The sequence below is a fragment of the Janthinobacterium sp. 75 genome (genome assembly GCF_004365495.1).
Classification (GTDB): Bacteria; Pseudomonadota; Gammaproteobacteria; order Burkholderiales; family Burkholderiaceae_D; genus Janthinobacterium.
On record NZ_SORD01000001.1, the window covers coordinates 2,475,136 to 2,496,059 of the forward strand.

Annotated in this window: 21 protein-coding genes; 20 read left to right on the plus strand and 1 reads right to left on the minus strand. The window is 60.9% G+C overall.

The genetic code is table 11. The features are described from left to right. Positions 1 to 208: 208 nt before the first annotated feature. From leuC to C8C89_RS11330, 16 genes are all read left to right on the plus strand, one after another. A complete protein-coding gene (gene leuC, locus C8C89_RS11255; protein WP_101482267.1) occupies positions 209 to 1,612 on the plus strand; it encodes a 3-isopropylmalate dehydratase large subunit in 1,404 nt (467 codons plus the stop codon). A gap of 68 nt (positions 1,613 to 1,680) precedes the next feature. Then, positions 1,681 to 1,803 (plus strand): entericidin A/B family lipoprotein, encoded by a 123-nt coding sequence (locus C8C89_RS11260; RefSeq protein WP_010400408.1) that lies wholly within the window; start codon positions 1,681 to 1,683, stop codon positions 1,801 to 1,803. A gap of 51 nt (positions 1,804 to 1,854) precedes the next feature. Further along, positions 1,855 to 2,502 carry a 3-isopropylmalate dehydratase small subunit gene (gene leuD, locus C8C89_RS11265; protein WP_101482266.1) on the plus strand — a complete coding sequence of 216 codons (648 nt, stop codon included), beginning with the start codon at positions 1,855 to 1,857 and terminating at the stop codon, positions 2,500 to 2,502. Between the two features lie 10 nt (positions 2,503 to 2,512). Beyond that, positions 2,513 to 3,583 (plus strand): 3-isopropylmalate dehydrogenase, encoded by a 1,071-nt coding sequence (leuB, locus tag C8C89_RS11270; protein ID WP_133989943.1) that lies wholly within the window; start codon positions 2,513 to 2,515, stop codon positions 3,581 to 3,583. Positions 3,584 to 3,628: 45 nt separating this feature from the next. Beyond that, positions 3,629 to 4,756 carry an aspartate-semialdehyde dehydrogenase gene (asd, locus tag C8C89_RS11275; protein ID WP_133989945.1) on the plus strand — a complete coding sequence of 376 codons (1,128 nt, stop codon included), beginning with the start codon at positions 3,629 to 3,631 and terminating at the stop codon, positions 4,754 to 4,756. Between the two features lie 172 nt (positions 4,757 to 4,928). After that, positions 4,929 to 7,487 carry a FimV/HubP family polar landmark protein gene (locus C8C89_RS11280; RefSeq protein WP_133989947.1) on the plus strand — a complete coding sequence of 853 codons (2,559 nt, stop codon included), beginning with the start codon at positions 4,929 to 4,931 and terminating at the stop codon, positions 7,485 to 7,487. 279 nt (positions 7,488 to 7,766) lie between these two features. Then, positions 7,767 to 8,570 carry a tRNA pseudouridine(38-40) synthase TruA gene (gene truA, locus C8C89_RS11285; RefSeq protein ID WP_092606456.1) on the plus strand — a complete coding sequence of 268 codons (804 nt, stop codon included), beginning with the start codon at positions 7,767 to 7,769 and terminating at the stop codon, positions 8,568 to 8,570. 16 nt (positions 8,571 to 8,586) lie between these two features. Beyond that, positions 8,587 to 9,288 (plus strand): phosphoribosylanthranilate isomerase, encoded by a 702-nt coding sequence (locus C8C89_RS11290; protein ID WP_279587410.1) that lies wholly within the window; start codon positions 8,587 to 8,589, stop codon positions 9,286 to 9,288. Then, complete coding sequence (trpB, locus tag C8C89_RS11295) at positions 9,281 to 10,531, plus strand: tryptophan synthase subunit beta (protein ID WP_133989951.1); 1,251 nt, start codon at positions 9,281 to 9,283, stop codon at positions 10,529 to 10,531. The genes C8C89_RS11290 and trpB overlap by 8 nt, the downstream gene beginning before the upstream one ends. Before the next feature lie 85 nt (positions 10,532 to 10,616). Continuing rightward, positions 10,617 to 11,414 carry a tryptophan synthase subunit alpha gene (gene trpA, locus C8C89_RS11300; protein ID WP_101482261.1) on the plus strand — a complete coding sequence of 266 codons (798 nt, stop codon included), beginning with the start codon at positions 10,617 to 10,619 and terminating at the stop codon, positions 11,412 to 11,414. Positions 11,415 to 11,612: 198 nt separating this feature from the next. After that, positions 11,613 to 12,485, plus strand: coding sequence for an acetyl-CoA carboxylase, carboxyltransferase subunit beta (gene accD, locus C8C89_RS11305; RefSeq protein ID WP_010400390.1), 873 nt, complete (start codon positions 11,613 to 11,615; stop codon positions 12,483 to 12,485). A 103-nt stretch (positions 12,486 to 12,588) separates the two neighbouring features. Beyond that, positions 12,589 to 13,887, plus strand: coding sequence for a bifunctional tetrahydrofolate synthase/dihydrofolate synthase (gene folC, locus C8C89_RS11310; protein WP_133989953.1), 1,299 nt, complete (start codon positions 12,589 to 12,591; stop codon positions 13,885 to 13,887). Between the two features lie 24 nt (positions 13,888 to 13,911). Further along, positions 13,912 to 14,910 (plus strand): SPOR domain-containing protein, encoded by a 999-nt coding sequence (locus C8C89_RS11315; protein ID WP_133989955.1) that lies wholly within the window; start codon positions 13,912 to 13,914, stop codon positions 14,908 to 14,910. A gap of 20 nt (positions 14,911 to 14,930) precedes the next feature. Then, positions 14,931 to 15,419, plus strand: coding sequence for a CvpA family protein (locus tag C8C89_RS11320; RefSeq protein WP_101482258.1), 489 nt, complete (start codon positions 14,931 to 14,933; stop codon positions 15,417 to 15,419). A 38-nt stretch (positions 15,420 to 15,457) separates the two neighbouring features. Then, positions 15,458 to 16,981, plus strand: coding sequence for an amidophosphoribosyltransferase (gene purF / locus C8C89_RS11325; protein ID WP_099762856.1), 1,524 nt, complete (start codon positions 15,458 to 15,460; stop codon positions 16,979 to 16,981). Between the two features lie 69 nt (positions 16,982 to 17,050). Beyond that, positions 17,051 to 18,292 carry a cystathionine gamma-synthase family protein gene (locus C8C89_RS11330; protein ID WP_133989957.1) on the plus strand — a complete coding sequence of 414 codons (1,242 nt, stop codon included), beginning with the start codon at positions 17,051 to 17,053 and terminating at the stop codon, positions 18,290 to 18,292. An 89-nt stretch (positions 18,293 to 18,381) separates the two neighbouring features. Here C8C89_RS11330 and lexA read toward each other — a convergent pair whose 3' ends face one another. After that, positions 18,382 to 19,029, minus strand: coding sequence for a transcriptional repressor LexA (gene lexA, locus C8C89_RS11335; protein WP_101482257.1), 648 nt, complete (start codon positions 19,027 to 19,029; stop codon positions 18,382 to 18,384). A 275-nt stretch (positions 19,030 to 19,304) separates the two neighbouring features. On the opposite strand from lexA, the gene rpsF reads away from it, so the two are divergent. Genes rpsF through rplI form a run of 4 tightly spaced genes read left to right on the plus strand, consistent with a single transcriptional unit; the run spans position 19,305 to position 20,812 of the window. Further along, the gene (gene rpsF / locus C8C89_RS11340) at positions 19,305 to 19,694 is read left to right on the plus strand and encodes a 30S ribosomal protein S6 (protein WP_034750499.1); all 390 of its coding nucleotides are present in this window, start codon (positions 19,305 to 19,307) and stop codon (positions 19,692 to 19,694) included. Between the two features lie 20 nt (positions 19,695 to 19,714). Then, positions 19,715 to 20,023, plus strand: a complete 309-nt coding sequence (gene priB / locus C8C89_RS11345; RefSeq protein ID WP_071322552.1) for a primosomal replication protein N — start codon at positions 19,715 to 19,717, stop codon at positions 20,021 to 20,023. Positions 20,024 to 20,038: 15 nt separating this feature from the next. Further along, on the plus strand, positions 20,039 to 20,329 hold the full coding sequence (rpsR, locus tag C8C89_RS11350) for a 30S ribosomal protein S18 (RefSeq protein WP_010400024.1): 291 nt from the start codon (positions 20,039 to 20,041) through the stop codon (positions 20,327 to 20,329). Between the two features lie 27 nt (positions 20,330 to 20,356). After that, positions 20,357 to 20,812 carry a 50S ribosomal protein L9 gene (gene rplI / locus C8C89_RS11355; protein WP_034783456.1) on the plus strand — a complete coding sequence of 152 codons (456 nt, stop codon included), beginning with the start codon at positions 20,357 to 20,359 and terminating at the stop codon, positions 20,810 to 20,812. Positions 20,813 to 20,924 lie beyond the last annotated feature (112 nt).

Sequence of the window (20,924 nt, forward strand, 5' to 3'; positions counted from 1 at the left end):
TTTTATTCGCCCCGCCGGCATTTTGGCGGATTTTCGTATCAGCAATTTTTTAACCATATCCGCAAGGCATGCCGAATTTTGTATCGCCCATCCCACGATGGGGCGGCTTTTGGTTCTGCATTGCACAATATATGGCATAATCATTGTCGATCCCTTCGATCAGTACGACAGATCACTTACTACAGGCTGTGGCAACGCTGCATAAATCATGATGAAGACGCTTTACGACAAACTCTGGGAATCCCACGTTGTTCGGGCCGAAGATGATGGCACGACAATTTTGTACATCGACCGGCACCTGCTGCACGAAGTCACCAGCCCGCAAGCCTTCGATGGCCTCAGCGTGGCGGGCCGCCAGCCGTGGCGCATTTCCGCCAACCTGGCCGTGGCCGACCATAACGTGCCCACCACCAGCCGCATCGACGGCATTGCCGATCCGGTCTCGCGCCTGCAGGTGGAAACGCTGGACAAGAACGCCAGGCACTACGGCTTGACTTACTTCAACATGAACGACAAGCGCCAGGGTATCGTGCACGTGATCGGCCCTGAACAGGGCGCGACCCTGCCCGGCATGACGGTCGTGTGCGGCGACTCGCACACGTCGACGCACGGCGCCTTCGGCGCGCTGGCGCATGGCATCGGCACGTCCGAAGTGGAACATGTGCTGGCCACGCAAACTTTGCTGCAAAAGAAATCCAAATCCATGCTGGTGCAAGTCGACGGCGCCCTGCCGGCCGGCGTGACGGCAAAAGATATCGTACTGGCCATCATCGGCAAGATCGGCACGGCCGGCGGCACGGGCTACTGTATCGAGTTCGGCGGCTCGGCCATCCGCGCCCTGTCGATGGAAGGTCGCATGACGGTGTGCAACATGGCCATCGAGGCGGGCGCGCGCGCCGGCATCATCGGCGTGGATGACACCACCATCAATTACGTCAAGGGCCGTCCGTTTTCGCCGGCCGGACCGCACTGGGAACGCGCCGTGGCCTACTGGCGCACCCTGCATTCGGACCCGGGCGCCCGCTTTGACCTGGTCGTTACCCTCAACGCCGCTGACATCGTGCCGCAAGTGACCTGGGGCACGTCGCCCGAGATGGTGATCGGCATCGATGGCCGCGTGCCCGACCCTGACCAGGAAAAAGACAGCGTCAAGCGCGATGCGATGGAAAAGGCGCTGGTCTACATGGCCCTCAAACCCAACACCGCCATCGAGGACATCCGCATCGACAAGGTCTTCATCGGTTCCTGCACCAATTCGCGCATCGAGGATTTGCGCGCGGCCGCCGCCGTGGTGCGCGGCAAGTACCGCGCCTCGAACGTCACCCTGGCGCTGGTGGTGCCCGGTTCCGGCCTCGTCAAGGACCAGGCCGAGCGCGAAGGGCTGGACCGTATCTTCAAGGATGCCGGTTTCGAATGGCGCGAGCCGGGCTGTTCCATGTGCCTGGCCATGAATGCGGATCGCCTGGAGCCGGGCGAGCGCTGTGCCTCGACCTCGAACCGCAACTTCGAGGGCCGGCAAGGGCAGGGCGGCCGCACCCACCTGGTGTCGCCCGCGATGGCGGCGGCGGCCGGCATCGCCGGCCACTTTGTCGACGTGCGGGGCTTGCGATGACGGCAGGGACGGGCGGCGCTGGCGTACACTAGCGTTCCCTGTCCCTTACTTACTATCAAGAAATCATCATGAAAAAACTCTTCGCCCTCCTCATCGCCACCGTGATCCTGTCTGGCTGCAACACCGTCTCCGGCATCGGCCGCGATGTGCAGAAAGTCGGCCAGGTCGTCACTGGCGCCGGCGGAAAATAAACCGTGACGTGCCGGCGCACAGCGCCGCGCGTCCTACCGAGTAGACATAGCATGGATAAATTTACGATTTACGAAGGCCTGGTAGCGCCGTTGGACCGCGCCAACGTCGACACCGACGCGATTATCCCGAAGCAATTCCTGAAATCGATCCACCGCAGCGGTTTCGGCCCCAATCTGTTCGACGAATGGCGCTACCTCGACCATGGCGAACCGGGCCAGGACAACAGCCGCCGTCCGCTGAACCCTGATTTCGTGCTCAACGAGCCGCGTTACCAGGGGGCTTCTATCTTGCTCACACGTAAGAATTTCGGCTGCGGCTCTTCGCGCGAACACGCGCCGTGGGCGCTGGACCAGTATGGCTTCCGCGCCATCATCGCGCCCTCGTTTGCCGACATTTTCTTCAATAACTGCTACAAGAACGGCTTGCTGCCCATCGTGCTGTCGGAAAGCCAGGTCGAGCACCTGTTCAATGAAGTCAAGGCTTTCCCCGGCTACAAGCTGGTGGTGGACCTGGAACAGCAGTGCGTGAGAACCAGCAATGGTAGCGTCTCGTATCCGTTCGAAATCGATGCCTTCCGCAAATATTGCCTGATGAATGGCCTTGACGATATCGGCCTGACCCTGCGCCATGCGGACGATATCCGCGCCTTCGAAGAGCGTCATTTGACCAATCAGCCTTGGCTTGCCAACGTTATCTAAAGATCATTCCATGAAAATTGCAATCTTACCCGGCGACGGCATCGGTCCTGAAATCGTCGCGCAAGCCGTCAAGGTCTTGAATGTGCTGGGCGAATCGTTCGAGCTGGAAACGGCACCTGTGGGCGGCGCCGGCTATGCGGCCCATGGCCACCCCTTGCCGGAAGGCACCCTGGCCCTGGCAAAAGCGGCCGACGCCGTGCTGTTCGGCGCCGTTGGCGATTATCAGTACGATAATCTGGAGCGCCAGTTCCGTCCCGAGCAGGCGATTCTGGGCTTGCGCAAGAACCTGGGCCTGTTCGCCAACCTGCGTCCGGCCATTTTGTACCCGGAGCTGGCGGGCGCCTCGACCCTGAAGCCGGAAGTGGTGTCCGGCCTGGATATCCTGATCATCCGCGAGTTGACGGGTGACATTTATTTCGGCCAGCCCCGCGGCGTGCGCGAGTGCCCGGACGGTCCGTTCAAGGGCCAGCGCGAAGGCTACGACACCATGCGCTATGCGGAAGGCGAAATCCGCCGCATCGCCCATGTGGCCTTCCAGGCGGCGCAAAAGCGCGACAAGCGTCTGACCAGTGTGGACAAGGCGAACGTGCTGGAAACCTTCCAGTTCTGGAAAGACATCGTCATCGATGTGCACAAGGAATACCCGGATGTCGCGCTCGACCATATGTATGTCGATAACGCGGCCATGCAACTGGTGCGGGCGCCGAAGAAATTCGATGTCATGGTGACGGGTAACATGTTCGGCGATATCTTGTCGGACGCGGCCGCCATGCTGACGGGCTCGATCGGCATGCTGCCGTCCGCTTCGCTCGACGCCAACAACAAGGGCCTGTACGAGCCCTCGCACGGTTCGGCGCCCGATATCGCGGGCAAGGGCATCGCCAATCCACTGGCGACGATCTTGTCGGCGGCCATGATGCTGCGCTATTCGCTGAACCGCGAAGAGCAGGCTGACCGGGTCGAAGCGGCCGTGAAGAAAGTGCTGGCGCAGGGTCTGCGCACGGCCGATATCCACGAAGCGGGCACGACCTTGGTCGGTACCGAGGCGATGGGTGATGCAGTTGTAAAAGCACTGGGATAAAATAGTCTAATGACGGCAGTCGCCGTCTCATCTTGAGGAATGGTAATGAAATTAGTTGGCTTGGTAGGTTGGCGCGGTATGGTCGGTTCGGTCCTGATGCAGCGCATGCAGGAAGAGGGCGACTTCGCCCACATCGAACCGGTGTTTTTTACCACCTCGAACATGGGCGGCGCGGCGCCGGCCATGGCGAAAAATGAAACCATCCTCAAGGATGCCAACAGCATCGCCGAACTGTCCAAGTGCGACATCATCATTTCCTGCCAGGGCGGCGACTACACGAGCGCTGTCTTCCCGCAGCTGCGCGCAGCGGGCTGGAATGGTTACTGGATCGATGCGGCATCGACCTTGCGCATGGAAAAAGACGCTGTCATCGTGCTCGATCCCGTCAACCTGCACGTCATCAAGGATGCGCTGGGCAAAGGCGTCAAGAATTACATCGGCGGCAATTGCACCGTATCGTGCATGATGATGGGCCTGGGCGGCCTGTTCCAGCACGACCTGATCGACTGGATGACGTCGATGACGTACCAGGCGGCATCGGGCGGCGGCGCGCAGCACATGCGCGAGCTGCTGACGCAATTTGGCACCATCAACAGCTCCGTCAAGGCGCTGCTGGAAAACCCCGCTTCCGCCATCCTGGAAATCGACCGCCAGGTGCTGGCCACCCAGCACGGCTATTCCCCGGATGAAATCAAGCAATTCGGCGCGCCGCTGGCCGGCAACCTGATCCCGTGGATCGACAAGGACCTGGGCAATGGCCAGTCGAAGGAAGAGTGGAAGGCGGGCGCTGAAACGAACAAGATCCTGGGCCGCGGCATCGATTTTGGCACCAGGGAAATTCCTGTCGATGGCCTGTGCGTGCGTATCGGCGCCATGCGCTGCCATTCGCAAGCCCTGACCATCAAGCTCAAAAAAGACGTGCCTCTCGATGAAATCAACGACATCATCGCCAGCAACAATCAATGGGTGAAGCTGGTGCCGAACACGCGCGAAGCGTCCGTGCGCGACCTGTCGCCGGCAGCCGTCACGGGTAGCCTGACGATTCCTGTCGGCCGCGTGCGCAAGATGAGCATGGGCGGCGAATACCTGTCCGCCTTTACGGTGGGCGATCAATTGCTGTGGGGCGCGGCCGAGCCGCTGCGCCGCATGTTGCGTATCCTGCTGGACGCATAACGGCAATAAATTGCTGATCAAGATCAAGCCGGGGCTGTTTTCCCGGCTTTTTTTCTATCCTGAGCCCGTCAAGGCGCAACCATGCGGAGCTTGCATAGCTCTGGGCATGATGATATGTTGATACCTCTGGAAAAGTAACTGTTTTCCCACGTCAACTAAGATGCCGCCAATTATGCCTGTACACACTCGTCCCCGGGTCGCCTCCCTTGCCATCAAGACACTCAGCAGCGCTGTTGCCTGCGCGGTGTTATTGTCACCGGCGGTATCCGCGGCCGAGCTGGGCAAGATCACGGTGCTGTCCGCCGCCGGCCAGCCGCTGCGCGCCGAGGTCGAATTATCGGCCGTCAAGCCAGGCGAGGCATCTAGCCTGCTGGCCAAGCTGGCGCCGCCGGACGCCTACCGCCAGGCGAACGTGGAATTCAATCCCGCCCTGAACGCGCTGACGTTTGCCGTGGAAATGCGCAACGGCAAGTCTTTCATCCGCATCAGCTCGGCGCAGCCGGTGGCCGAACCCATGGTCGACCTGCTGCTGGAGTTGAGCAGCAAGAGCGGGCGCCAGGTACGCGAATATGCATTCGTGCTCGACACACCCGAAGCGCGGCAGACGCGCGGCGCGCAAGTGACGGCGCCAGTGCAGCCAGGCAAGAGCAAGCCGGCTGCAGCTACTGCTGATACTGCGCTGGCGAAAAAGGCGGCAGGCGAGTACAAGGTCAAGGCGGGCGACACCCTGAGCCGCATCGCCAGCGAACTGAAGCCATCGGGCGTCTCGCTCGACATGATGCTTGTCGCCCTGTACCGCGCCAATCCCGATGCTTTCAGGGGCGAAAACATGAACCGCATGCAGGCCGGGCGCATCCTGGCCGTGCCAGGCGCGGATGCCGTGCGCGCCACCGACGCGGCCGAAGCGAAGGGCGTCGTGACGGCGCACGCCATCGATTTCGAAGCCTACCGCAACAAGCTGGCGGGCCAGGTGTCGCAAAGCAAGCCGGCCAAGGCCGCGCAGGCGACGCAAAGCACGGCTGGCAAGATCGGCGCGACCAAGGTGCAGGAAAAACCGACGGCCGTGAGCGAGTCGCAAGACAAGCTGAAACTGTCGAAGGCGGAGCCGGCAGCCAAGTCGGCCGGCAAGAGTGCCGTCGCCAGCGAAGAAGACAAGATCGCCAAGGCCAAGCAGGTCGATGAAGCGGCCGCGCGCGTCAAGGAGCTGGAAAAGAACGTCAGCGACCTGGAAAAATTGATGGCGGTGAAGAGCAAGGCCATGGCCGACAAGAGCGCTCCCGCGCCCGCCAAGCCGGCCGAGGCCGCTGCCAGCGCATTGGCCAGCGCCGTTGCCAGCGCGCCGGCCGAAGCGCAAGCTCCCGTGCCCAAAGCGAAACCGGTGCCGCTGATCAAGAAACCGTCGCCGCTGGAGCCCACCCTTGCCGATAAGATCAGTGATCACCTGGGCGCCATCGGCATCAGCCTGGCCGCTTTGCTGGCGGCCGTGGCAGCGCTGGTGATCGCGCGCCGGCGCAAGGAAACGCCGCCGCCCGCAGAAGATGCCGCCCCCGTATTCGAGCCGGAAGCGCCCGTGGCGCCGCCGGCCGGCCTGGCGCCGGAAGACCAGCAATCCGAGGCGAGCAACCAGCTGTTCGGTACGGGGGCCGCCGCCGCTGCCGGCGTGGCTGCGGCAGCGGGTGCCAGCATGCTTGAAGGCAATGAAACGGACCCCGTCGCCGAAGCGGATGTGTATATCGCTTACGGCCGCGATGGCCAGGCGGAAGATATCCTCAAGGAAGCTTTGCGCATCCACCCCGAGCGCCATGCGGCCCGCCTGAAATTGCTGGAAATCTATTCGGCGCGCAACGATGTACGCGCGTTTGAAGACCAGGCTAGTGAGCTCTACAGCCTGACCCGGGGACAGGGCGAAGAGTGGCCGCAAGCGGCTGCACTGGGCCTGGCGCTCGATCCTTCCAACCCCCTGTATGGCGATACGGAAGACGACGCCGTTGTCAGTCTGAGCAAGGGTGCCGGCGACGACTTGCACGGCCAGAGCATGGACTTGCCAGACGATCTGGCTGCGCCCGTAGCGCTGGCCGACCTGGCGCCGGCCGAGCCGGTTACTTCGGTGAGCGCCCGCGATGCGCGCGCCCCCCTCGATTTTGACCTCGACAGCCTCGATTTCGAGCCCGTCTCCACCAGCGACCCGATCGCCATGCCGGGACCGGGCAGCAAGCCGCTGTCCGCCACGCAGGGCGCGCATGATGCGCACTATGACGCCAGCATGGATTTCGGCCTCGACCTGGAGCCGCCAGCCGGCCCCGTGAATGGCGTGGGCGCCGGTGTGACGCCATTGCCTGACCCTCTGAAGGATGTCGACCTGGCGCATTTCGACCTCGACGAGCCCGTGGCGCCAGCTGCCGCGACGGTGGCGGCGGCCGACGCTGCCAGCGACAGCCGGTTTGACGATGCGCAAACGCCAGCGAGCTTGCCGGACGCCATACCGGCCGCGCAAGAATTCGACCTGTCCGGCATCGACCTGGACCTGAACGATGGCAAGACGGCCAGCGTGGGCGTGGATGACCCGTTGTCGGCCATCCACATGGAAATGGATACCAAGCTGGACCTGGCGATCGCTTACCAGGAAATCGGCGACAAGGAAGGCGCGCGGGAGCTGATCGATGAGGTCATCAAGGGGGGCAGCGAAGAGCAGATCGCCAAGGCTAATACCATGCGCGCGCTGCTCGGCTAACCTAAGCGTCGATACGACGTCCATGGCTGCGTTGCACGGCCTCGCCGTACATTCGTACTGTCTTCGACCGTGCGCCTTGCCCTGAACGCCGTCTCGCTCGCTTGCAAGCATCAGATACGACGTCCATGGCTGCGTTGCACGGCCTCGCCGTACATTCGTACTGTCTTCGACCGTGCGCCTTGCCCTGAACGCCGTCTCAGGCGCTTGTGTGGTCGGAGGGCAGGGCCGCCTGCGCGCCGGTATAATGCTTCGATGCAAAATATTACGACAGCAACGCCATTGAAGCGTATCGTCCTCGGCCTGCAGTACGACGGCACGGCCTGGCATGGATACCAGAAACAGGAAGACGGGCAGACGGTGCAGGACCAGCTGGAAAACGCGCTGGAGCAGTTTGCCCGCGTGCGCCTGGCCACCACCTGCGCCGGCCGCACGGACACGGGCGTGCATGCGCTCGAGCAAGTGGTGCATTTCGATACAGAATTGAACCGCGACGTGCATTCCTGGGTGCGCGGTGTCAACGCCTTCCTGCCGAAATCCATCGCCGTGCGCTGGGCCAAGGAACTCGAAGGCGATCCCACCGTCAACGATTTCTTCCATGCCCGCTTCAGCGCCCGCGCGCGCACCTATCATTATGTGTTGTACAACAACGCCACCCGTTCGCCGCTGGTGGAAGGGCGTGCCGGCTTCTTTTTCCGTCCGCTGGACGTGGAACTGATGCGCCAGGCCGTGCAGCCGTTGCTGGGCTGGCACGATTTTACGGCCTTCCGCGCCGCGCAATGCCAGGCCAAGTCGCCCGTCAAGCTGATGCACGACATCCGCATCGAGCGGCGCGGCGATTGCGTCATCTTCACCATCACGGCCAATGCCTTCCTGCACCACATGGTGCGCAACCTGGTCGGTTCGCTCGTCTATATAGGCACGGGACGGGAAAAGCCGGAATGGCTGGGGCATTTGCTGGAAAGTAAAGATCGCCACGCGGCCGCGCCCACCTTCATGCCGGACGGCCTGTACCTGGCGCAGATCGATTACGATCCGAAATGGGCGTTACCGCAAGACAGCAGCAGCGCCTTGCCCTGGTTCTGACGTTTCGCATCAAGCAATAACATCAAGGAGTAACATGCCACGCACACGCATCAAGATCTGCGGCCTGACCCGCGCCGAAGACATCCAGGCTGTCGTGGCGGCGGGCGCCGACGCCATCGGCTTCGTGTTCTATCCGAAAAGCCCCCGCTACGTCACGCCGCAGCAGGCGGCGGCCCTGATCGCCGCCATGCCGCCGTACGTGACAACGGTGGGTTTGTTCGTCAATGCCACCGTGGAAGAAGTGCGGGCGGCCAAGGCCGTGGCGCCCTTGTCCCTGCTGCAATTTCATGGCGACGAGACGCCGGAGCACAGCGCCGCCCTCGCTGGCGCCGTGCAGACACCGTTTACGCAAGTGTTCCGGGTCAAACCCGACGCCCGCGGCAAAGATTTGCTAGAATACGAGCAGCGCTATCGCGCCGCCAGTCCCTTGTTCTCGAGCCTCTTGCTCGATACCTATGTGGATGCCTATGGCGGTGCAGGAAAGGTATTTGATTGGTCCCTCATTCCAGAAGAACTCGCGCCTCGGGTCGTTTTAAGTGGTGGCTTGAGCGTACAAAACGCGACTGACGCAGTGGTGCGCGTACGCCCTTACGCCGTCGACATCAGCAGTGGTGTCGAAGCGTCCAAGGGTATCAAGGACGCATCCCGAGTCCGCGCGTTCATCGCCGCGGTACAGGATGCCGATGCCATCATTGCCAGAGGAAACCACCATGAATGACCATACCACCGCGCCCGGCGCAGCCGCCGCATTGTTCCATGCCACCGATTACCCTTTTCCCGACCTGCGCGGCCATTTCGGCCCTTATGGCGGCGCATTTGTTGCCGAAACGCTCACCCATGCGCTGGCCGAGCTGAAAGACGCCTACGCCCGCTATAGCGCCGACCCGGAATTCCTCGAAGAATTTCGCTACGAGCTGAAACATTTCGTCGGCCGTCCATCGCCCATTTATCACGCCAAGCGCTGGTCCGAAATGGCCGGTGGCGCGCAAATCTATTTCAAGCGCGAAGACTTGAACCACACGGGCGCGCACAAGATCAACAACGTGATCGGCCAGGCCCTGCTGGCCAAGCGCATGGGCAAGCCGCGCATCATCGCCGAGACGGGCGCCGGACAGCACGGCGTGGCCACGGCCACCATCTGTGCCCGCTTCGGCCTCGAATGCGTGGTCTACATGGGCAGCGAAGACGTCAAGCGCCAGGCACAGAATGTGTACCGCATGAAATTGCTGGGCGCCACTGTCGTGCCCGTCGAATCCGGCTCGAAGACCCTCAAGGATGCGCTGAACGAAGCCATGCGCGACTGGGTCACCAACATCGAAAACACCTTTTATATCATCGGCACCGTCGCCGGCCCCCATCCTTACCCGATGATGGTGCGCGATTTCCAGTCCGTGATCGGCGAGGAATGCCTGGTGCAGATGCCGGAAATGACGGGTCGCCAACCTGATTACGTGGTGGCCTGCATCGGCGGCGGCTCGAATGCAATGGGCATCTTTTACCCGTATATCGACCAGAAGGATGTCAAACTGATCGGTGTGGAAGCGGCCGGTGAAGGATTGAATACGGGCAAGCACTCGGCCTCGTTGGCGGCCGGTTTCCCGGGCGTGCTGCATGGCAACCGCACCTATCTGCTGCAGGATGAAAACGGCCAGATCATCGAGACGCATTCCGTCTCGGCCGGCCTCGATTATCCCGGCGTGGGCCCGGAACACGCGTGGTTGAAGGATTTGGGCCGCGCACAATACGTGTCGATCACCGATGACGAGGCCTTGCAGGCCTTCCACGACTGCTGCCATATCGAAGGCATCATCCCGGCGCTGGAATCGTCGCACGCGCTGGCCTACGCGGCCAAGCTGGCGGCCACCTTGCCGAAAGACCAGATCGTGCTGGCCAACCTGTCGGGCCGTGGCGACAAGGACATGCATACCGTGGCGGAGCGCATGGGATTGAATTTCAGTTAATCAACTGACAATTCCGGTATTGCGTAGGTCGGATTAGCGCGTCAGCGCGTAATCCGACATCCTCCACTGATAAAGAAAGCTCCCCATGTCCCGTATCGCCACCACCTTTGCCAACTTAAAATCGAACAACAAGACCGGCCTGGTCACCTTCATCACCGCCGGCGACCCCGGCCCTGACGCCACCGTGCCCCTGATGCACGCGCTTGTCGAGGGCGGCGCCGACATACTGGAACTGGGCGTGCCGTTTTCCGACCCCATGGCCGAAGGTCCCGTCATTCAGCGCGCCTGCGAGCGGGCCTTGAAATTCAATGTCGGCATCCACGATGTGTTCGCTTATGTGCGCCAGTTCCGTGAAACGAACCAGACGACGCCCGTGGTACTGATGGGTTATGCCAACCCCATCGAACGCATCGGCAGCGCCGCGTTTATTGATGCAGCGCAAGCGGCCGGCGCCGATGGCGCCATCGTCGTCGACTATCCCCCTGAGGAGTGCGAGCAATTCGCGGCCGCCATGCGCGCAGCGGGCCTCGACCTGATTTTCCTGCTGGCGCCCACCTCGACCGAAGAGCGCATCGCGCAAGTGGCCAAGGTTGGCGGCGGCTTCAGCTACTATGTGTCGCTCAAGGGCGTTACGGGAGCGGGCAACATTGATACGGAACAGGTGGCGGAACGCCTTGCGGCCATCCGCCAGCATGTAAAATTACCCATCGGCGTGGGCTTCGGCATCCGCGATGGTGCCACGGCCAAGGCCGTTGCCAAGGTGGCCGATGCCGTCGTGATCGGCAGCCGCATCATCCAGGAGATTGAAAACGCCCCGCCAGGTGGCGCCGTCGATGCCGTGCGCAGCTTTACGGCAGGCATCCGCGCCGCACTGGACGCCTGAGCAAGCTTGCCGTTTACGCAAGATACGTTGACGGCAAAGTTCGACAGCCCGGCGATAAACGGCTACACTTCGGCCACTGATTTTCCTGTTATTGTGCAATAGATAAAATTTTTGGTGGCGCCCTACGGGGGTGTCGCCGTTTACCGTCTGCCGGGGGCGTCCACCGACGCTACCCCTACAAGGGCCCAAGGAGAAAATATGAGTTGGTTGGAAAAACTGCTGCCACCGCGCATACAGCGTTCTGATGCTGCCGCGCGCAAGACCATGCCGGAAGGCCTGTGGGTCAAGTGCCCATCGTGCGAAGCCGTGCTGTACCGTACGGATCTGGAATCGAATTTGCACGTGTGCCCGAAATGCGATCACCACATGCGCATCCGCGCGCGTGAACGCCTCGACAGCCTGCTCGACGCGGGCGGCCGCTATGAAATCGGCCAGGAAATCCTGCCTGTCGATACGCTGAAGTTCAAGGACAGCAAGAAATACCCGGACCGCCTGAAATCCGCCATGGAAGCGACGGGCGAGACGGATGCGATGGTCGTCATGGGCGGCGCCATCATGAGCCTGCCAGTGGTCGTGGCGTGCTTCGAATTCGAATTCATGGGCGGCTCCATGGGTTCCGTCGTGGGCGAGCGCTTCGTGCGCGGCGCACAAATCGCGCTGGAACAGAAGGTGCCGTTCATTTGCATCACCGCCACCGGTGGTGCGCGCATGCAGGAAGGTTTGCTGTCGCTCATGCAGATGGCGAAAACCACGGCCATGCTGACCAAGCTGTCGGAAAAGAAATTGCCATTCATCAGCGTGCTGACCGACCCGACCATGGGCGGCGTGTCCGCCTCGTTCGCCTTCATGGGCGACGTGGTGATTGCTGAACCGAAAGCGCTGATCGGCTTTGCCGGCCCGCGCGTGATTGAAAACACCGTGCGCGAAAAATTGCCGGAAGGCTTCCAGCGCGCCGAGTTCCTCGTCACCAAGGGCGCCGTCGACATGATCGTCGACCGCCGCAAGATGCGCGAAGAAATCGCCCGCTTGCTGGCCTTGCTGCAAAACCAGGCCGTCGAAGTCTTGGCGTAATCCGCCAGAGTAACAGGCCGGGCGGTGTCCTGCGGACCCGCCTGGTTGCCATGCCACACCATCTCCGCGCCTCGCGCACTGTCTCCTCATCAAGAAGTCTCCCATGCTCAAGCTCCCCACCACATTGCCGGACTGGCTCGCCATGCTGGAAACCCGCCATTCGGAAACCCAGATCAACATGGGCCTGGACCGCGTACAAGCCGTCAAGGCGCGCATGCAACTGGCTTTTACTTGCCCCGTGATCATGGTGGCGGGCACGAATGGCAAGGGTTCCACCTGCGCTATGCTGGAATCCGTACTGTTGCGTGCTGGCTACAAAGTGGGTCTGTACATCAAGCCGCATTTCCTCGACTTCAATGAGCGCGCGCGCGTGCTGGGCGAGATGGCCAGCGACGAACAGATCGTCGCCAGCTTCAATGCCGTCGAGGCCGTGCGCGGCGATACGCCGCTGACGTATTTCGAATTCACCACCCTGGCCATCCTGCATTTGCTGTCGCAGGCCAAGCTGGACGTGGCCATCCTGGAAGTGGGCCTGGGCGGGCGCCTCGATGCCGTCAACGTGATCGACGCCGATGTGGCCATCGTCACCAGCGTCGACATCGACCACACGGAATACCTGGGCGATACGCGCGAAGCGATCGGCTTTGAAAAGGCCGGTATTTTCCGTCCGGGCAAGGCGGCCATCTGCAGCGACCCCGTGCCGCCGCAATCCCTGATCGACCATGCCGAGGCCATCGGCGCGGACCTGTGGCTGATGGGCCGCGATTTCAACTATTCGGGCGACAAGCAGCAGTGGAACTACGGCGGGCGCGAGCAGCGCCGCAATTCGCTCGCGTATCCAAGCTTGCGTGGCGCCAACCAGATCCTGAACGCGACGGCCGTGCTGGCCGCGCTGGAAGTGCTGAAGCTGAAACTGCCCGTTGGCGCGCAGGAAGTACGTACGGGCCTGGTGACGGTGGAACTGCCGGGCCGCTTCCAGGTCTTGCCTGGCCGCCCCAGCGTCATCCTTGATGTCGCGCATAACCCGCACGCAGCTTCGGCGCTGAACCAGAACCTGGGCAATATGGGTTTCCACCCGTACACCTATGCCGTGTTCGGCTCCATGCAGGACAAGGATATCGATGGCGTGCTGGCCGCGATGAGCGAACACGTCGACCACTGGTGCCTGACGAGCCTGCCGTCGCCGCGCGCGGCGACGGCATCCGAGCTGGCCGCCAAGGTGCAGATCATGCTGGAAGACAAGCCCGACAGCAACGACCATACTGTGTCTATTTTCGATGATCCGGCACAAGCTTTTGCAAATGCGATGAGCCGGGCCGGTGAGAATGATAGAATTGTGGTCTTTGGTTCTTTCCTCACCGTCGCCGGCGTGATGAAGGCCAGAAAATCCTCACTTCACTGAAACGCACTCGACTGAAAATCACGCATGGGCTTGTTCTCGAAACTGTTTAAAAACAAGCAAGAATCCTCTGGCGAAGACAGCGGCTTTTATGTCCCTGGCGAAGCACAGTCGCCGACCCGCAAGCGCGCCGCCAACACCTCTGGTGGCGGTGGATCGCGCCGTGGCGGCAAAGAAGCGCCGGACCCGGTCTTGCCTGAAAAAAAGCGCGCACGCCGCCGCCTGGTCGGGGCCATTGCCCTGGCCCTGGGCGTGGCTGTGGGCTTGCCGATGCTGCTCGATTCCGAGCCGAAGGCGCCTTTCAACGATATCGCCATCGACATTCCCTCGAAAGAAAAGGCCGCTGCGCCTGCACCTGCGCCCGTGCCGACTGTGCCCGCTCAGGCGGCTGCGCACAATGGCCTGGACCAGTCCGAGGAAATCATCGACTCTCCTCTGCCGCCTGCGGCCAGGCCTACGCCGGCACCGGCAGCGGTACCGGCGCCCGTGCTGGCTGCCGTCCAGCCTGCGCCTGCCAAGCCGGCCTATGTGGAACCGAAACCCGAGCCCAAGCCTGAGCCCAAGCCGGTCAAGGTGGAGCCGAAACCAGAGCCGAAACACGAAGCCAAGCCGGAGCCGAAGCATGAGCCCAAGCCTGAACCCAAGCATGAGGTAAAAGCGGAAGCCAAGCCTGAGGCTAAGCCTGCCAAGCCGGCGCAATCTGCCGACGATGCGGCGCGCGCTATGGCGATTCTGGAAGGCAAGCCACTGGACAAGCCGCAAGAGAAAGCACAAGACAAGGCACACGACGCCGGCAGCGGCAAGTTCGTGGTGCAGGTCGCGGCGCTGGCGACGCAGGACAAGGTCGATGAATTGCAGGACAAGTTGCGCGAAGCGGGTATCAAGTCTTATACGCAGAAAGTCTCCAGCCCCGCGGGCGAGCGCATCCGCGTGCGCGTGGGGCCGTTCGGCAGCCGCGATGACGCCGAAAAGACCCGCGCCAAGCTGCAAAAGCTGGGCCTGGGCGGCAGCCTGGTACCGGCGTGATGTTGCAAGGCTGAACGGTCGTGACGATCTTCGATTACCTGGTGCTGTTCGTGCTGGTGACGTCCGTGCTGATCAGCATGATGCGCGGCCTGGTCAAGGAAATACTGTCATTGGTCAGCTGGATCGTGGCTTTTGTCATCGCCAACGCCTATGGCGCCACCCTGGCGAAATTCCTGCCGGAAGCCGTGCCCGGCGAAGCCGTCCGCCTGTTGCTGGCCTTCGTGGTGCTGTTCATCGGCGTGCGCATTTTGATGGGCTTGCTGTCCATGACGGTCGACGCACTGGTGAAGGTGACGGGCCTGAGCCTGGCCGACCGTACCCTGGGCAGCCTGTTCGGCGTGGCGCGGGGCCTGGTAATCGTGCTGACCACCGTCATCTTGTGTGGCATGACTTCCATACCACAGCAGTCATTCTGGAAAAATGCGCTGCTCAGCCCGCTCGCGGAACAGGGCGCGCGTGCCATCAAGCCTTATCTGCCTGCCGCATACGCGCAGCATGTGAAATTTTGAATTTTTTTAAAATCAGTAGCACAGTTTAGGAGCACACCATGTGTGGCATCGTCGGCGTCGTTTCCCATCAACCTGTCAATCAATTGCTCTATGATGCATTGTTGCTCTTGCAACATCGCGGTCAGGACGCGGCAGGGATTGCGACCAATCACAGCAGTATGTTTTCCATGCACAAAGCCAATGGCCTCGTGCGTGACGTCTTCCGTACGCGCAACATGCGTTCGCTGCAAGGCACGACGGGCATCGGCCATTGCCGTTACCCGACGGCCGGTTCGTCGAGCGAAGAGGAAGCACAACCGTTTTATGTGAATGCGCCGTTCGGCATCACCCTGGCGCACAATGGCAACCTGACCAACTGGGAACAGTTGAAACAGGAAATGTTCAAGAACGACCGCCGCCATATCAATACCGATTCCGATTCGGAAGTGCTGCTCAATGTGCTGGCGCATGAAATCCAGGAAGCGACAACGGGCCTGAACCTGGACCCGGAAGCCATCTTCAAGGCTATCACCGTGCTGAACCGCCGCGTCAAGGGCGGCTATGCTGCAGTGGCGCAAATTGCTGGCGTGGGCTTGCTGGCCTTCCGCGACCCGCACGGCATCCGTCCTTTGTGCCTGGGCATTAATGAAACGGAGCAAGGCCCCGAATACCTGATCGCCTCCGAATCCGTGGCCCTGGAAGGCATGGGCTTCCGCTTCGTGCGCGACATCGGTCCCGGCGAAGCCGTCTTCATCGATGCCGACAAGAAATTGCACAGCGCCCAGTGCGCCGACAACGCCAGCCTGAATCCGTGCGTGTTCGAATTCGTCTACCTGGCCCGTCCCGACTCCGTCATCGACGGCGCCTCGGTGTACGCCACGCGCCTGAAAATGGGTGAATACCTGGCTGAAAAGATCCGTGCCGAATTGCCTGACGTGCATATCGACGTGGTCATGCCGATTCCCGATTCCTCGCGTCCGGCCGCCATCCAGCTGGCCCTGGCGCTGAACCTGGAATACCGCGAAGGCTTCATCAAGAACCGCTACATCGGCCGCACCTTCATCATGCCGGGCCAGGCGGCGCGCAAGAAATCCGTGCGCCAGAAGCTCAACGCGATTCCTTCCGAATTCAAGGATAAAGTGGTGTTGCTGGTCGACGACTCCATCGTGCGTGGCACCACCAGCCGGGAAATCGTGCAGATGGCGCGCGAAGCGGGCGCGACGAAGGTCATCTTCGCCTCGGCCGCGCCACCGGTGATCTACCCGAACGTGTATGGCATCGACATGCCGACGCGCGACGAATTGATCGCCTATGGCCGCACGACGGAAGAAGTGTGCCGCGAAATCACGGCCGACTACCTGGTGTACCAGGATATCGGCGCGTTGAAGCAGGCGATTGCCGACGTCAACCCGGCACTGACGAACTTCGAGGCGTCGTGCTTCGATGGCGTGTATGTGACGGGCGACGTGTCGCAGGAATACCTGGACCGCCTGGAATATGCGCGCCACCATCCGAAGGCGGCAGCGCCGGAAGATACGCCACGTTCCCAGTTGAACCTGAACCTCGCCACCACCGAAGGGTGATGTGGAGCCCGGCTATGGCCGGGCTTTTTTTTATCTGATATTTCTCGCAGCCTTGCGCGCCACTTGATCATGAGCAACAACAAAAACTACGGCTTTACCACCACCATCCTGCATAACGACCGCCGCAAGGGCATCGAGCACGGCTCGCTGCACAAGCCTGTGCATACCTCCGTCGCCTTTGGTTACGCCGATGCACGCCAGCTGGCGTCCGTGTTCCAGGGCAAGGAGCCGGGCTTTCGCTACGGCCGCCAGGGTAACCCGACGGTGTCCGCGCTGGAAGACAAGGTCAACAAGATGGAAGATGGCGTGGCGACGCTGTGCTTCGCCACCGGCATGGGCGCCATTGGCGCCGTGGTGCAATCCTTGCTGCGCGCGGGCGACCATGTGGTGTCGTCGGCTTTTCTGTTTGGTAATACCAACAGCCTGTGGCAAACGGTGACGGGGCAGGGCATCGCCGTGTCCTTCGTCGATGCCACGGACGTGGCCAATGTGGCCGCCGCCATCACGCCGCAAACGCGGATTGTTTTCGTGGAAACCATCGCCAATCCGCGCACGCAGATCGCCGACCTGGCGAAGATCGGCGCGCTGTGCAAGGAGCGTGGCATCTTGTACATCGTCGATAATACGATGACCACGCCCTACCTGTTCCGCCCGAAAGCGGTGGGCGCGGGCCTGGTGGTCAATGCGCTGACGAAATCGATTGGCGGCCACGGCAATGCCCTGGGCGGCAGCTTGACGGACACGGGCGTATTCGACTGGACGCAGTACCCGAACATTTTCGATAATTATAAAAAGGCGGCGCCGGCGCAGTGGGGCATCGCGCAAATCCGCGCCAAGGCCTTGCGCGATTTCGGTGCCTCGCTGGGTCCGGAGGCGGCGCACCATATCGCCGTCGGCGCGGAAACCATGGCCTTGCGCATGGACCGTACCTGCTCGAACGCCCTGGCGCTGGCCACCATGTTGCAAGCGGACCCGCGCGTGGCGGCAGTGCATTACCCAGGCTTGTCCTCGCACCCGCAGCACGCGCTGGCGACGGACTTGTTCCGCAGCTATGGTTCGCTGTTCAGCTTTGAATTAAAAGATGGCATCGATTGCTTCGATTTCCTGAATCGCCTGAATCTGGCGATTCCGGCTAGCAACCTGGGTGACACGCGCACCCTGGTCATTCCCGTCGCCCACACGATCTTCTATGAGATGGGAGCCGAGCGCCGCGCTAGCATGGGCATCGCCGAATCGCTGATCCGCGTATCCGTCGGGATCGAGGATGAGGCCGATCTGCTGGAAGACTTCCGTGGTGCGCTGGAGGGCTGAGAGCGGTGTCGGTGATTAGGCCATGTGCCAGTTTTGAGGCAAACTGAAAACTGGGGTCAGACCCGGCAGGTCTGACCCCGGCACGCAACTTAATGCCAGCTGCGCATCAGACCTACGGCCAGGCCTTCCAAGGCGAACTCATCTTCCGGCGATACGGTAATCACCTTGAAATCGGGGTTTTCCGGCAGCAGTTCGATGACGGAGCCCGTTTTCTTGTAGCGCTTGACGGTGACTTCGTCGCCGATGCGGGCCACGACGATCTGGCCGTTCTTGGCACTGTCGACCTTTTTGACGGCCAGTAAATCGCCATCCATGATGCCGGCGTCGCGCATGGACCAGCCGCGCACCTTCAGCAGGAAATCAGGCTTGGCCGAGAACAGGGCGGGGTCGACGTTGTAGCTCGCTTCCAGGTTTTCCTGCGCCAGGATGGGCGAACCGGCGGCTACTCGGCCGATCAGGGGCAGCGACATCAGCAGGGCTGCCGGCACTTTCGATGCCAGCGCATCGGCGGCCGCGCTCGCCGCCGCACCGATCAGGCGGATGCCGCGCGAGGTGCCGGGCGAAATCTCGATCGCGCCCTTGCGGGCCAGGGCCTGCAAATGTTCTTCGGCCGCATTGGCCGATTTGAAACCCAGTTCATTGGCGATTTCGGCACGGGTTGGGGGAAAGCCCGTGTTTTCAATCGCATCCTTGATCAGGTTCAGGATTTGTTCTTGTCGTGCTGTCAGCTTGATCATGAGCGGTGGGTGCATACTAAAATGCTGTCTATATGAACAGTCTGTATTTTTGTACAGTATCGTCCACTATGCAAGGGGATTTCCGTCTTTTCGGCGAATTTGGCAAGAAATACTTGTCCACAGGCGGAAAGCACGGTGGCGCACGGGCTTTTCGGGCGCTTGTGGAAGGAATGATTGAAACGTTTGCAAAAGGCGGTTATAATCTTCGGCTGACCTTCCCACACCCGTCTTGACGCCGGGGTGGGCGATTATCAATCCGACCTGAAGGAGTTTGCATGCGTCATTATGAAATAGTCTTTATCGTCCATCCGGACCAAAGCGAGCAAGTGCCCGCGATGATCGAACGCTACAAAGCCAGCGTAACCACCCGCGGCGGTTCGGTTCACCGCGTGGAAGATTGGGGCCGCCGTCAAATGGCTTACTCGATCCAAAAGCTGCCTAAAGCACACTACATCTGCCTGAACATCGAATGCGACAACGAGACCCTGGTCGAGTTGGAAACAGCATTCAAATTCAATGATGCCGTGTTGCGTCACCTGACCGTTAAAATGAAGAAAGCTGAAACAGCTCCTTCGCCGATGATGAAATCGGTACAACGCGAAGACGCGGCCAAAAGCCACCGCACCGAAGCACCAGCAGCCGCTCCAGCCGCAGCAGCAGCTTAATTCTTGACCAGGATCGTGCGCTGAACCAGCTACAAGTAACCGCCATCATTGCCGAGCGCGAAATATTGCGCTACACCCCGGCAGGGTTGCCGATTGTGAATGCAGTATTGCAGCACAGTTCGCAGCAGATGGAAGCAGGAATTGCCCGTTTGACCGAGTTTGATGTTGCCGCGCTAGCCGCTGGTGAAATATCAGGCCGGTTCAGCCAGGCAAGCTTGGGCGGGGTCTATCAGTTCACGGGTTTCCTGGCCAGGAAGAGCCGCAACAGCAAGAGTTTGGTGTTTCACATCATTGATTTTAGTGCAGTCACCCCGACTAGCGCATTTTAGATACAGGAGCCTGACATGGCATTCGGTAAAAAGTTCGACAAAAATAAGCTCAAGCTTAAAGAAAAACGCAAACAGCAAAACCCGTTGTTCAAACGCAAGAAGTTCTGCCGCTTCACCGCAGCTCACGTTGAGCAAGTCGACTACAAAGACGTCGACACGCTGAAAGACTTCGTCCAAGAAAACGGCAAGATCATGCCAGCACGCCTGACCGGTACCAAAGCGCACTACCAGCGCCAAGTTGACACCGCAATCAAGCGCGCTCGCTTCCTCGCGCTGCTGCCATACACCGATCTGCACCACGCTTAATCGGTCAGATATTCCTGGAGAAGAACTATGCAAATCATTCTGTTAGAAAAAGTTGTTAACGTCGGTAACCTCGGCGAAGTCGTCAAAGTCAAAGACGGTTACGCACGTAACTTCCTGATCCCGCAACGCCTGGCACGTCGTGCCACGGCAACCGCTGTGGCTGAATTCGAAGTCAAGCGCGCCGAACTGGAAAAAGCTGCTGCCGCCAAACTGGCCGCATCGCAAGCCCAGGGCGAAAAACTGAGCGGCCTGACCGTTCAAGTTGCTCAAAAAGCTGGTGTTGATGGCCGTCTGTTCGGTTCCGTCACCAACTTCGACATCGCTGAAGCGCTGACCAAGCAAGGTTTTGCTGTTGAAAAAGCACAAATCCGCATGCCTACCGGCCCGCTGAAGATCGTTGGCGAGCACAACGTTTCGGTTGCTCTGCACACCGACGTGGTCGTGGAAGTTGTTATCGCTGTCGTTCCAGACGCGAACGCGTAATCGTCTGCGGGCCTGGCCCGCAAGCGTTGCCGCACGATGAAAAGCCGGGTTCGCCCGGCTTTTTTGTGGCCTTTTTTTCGCTCAATTTCAGCCCTTTATTTTTGCCAGCACG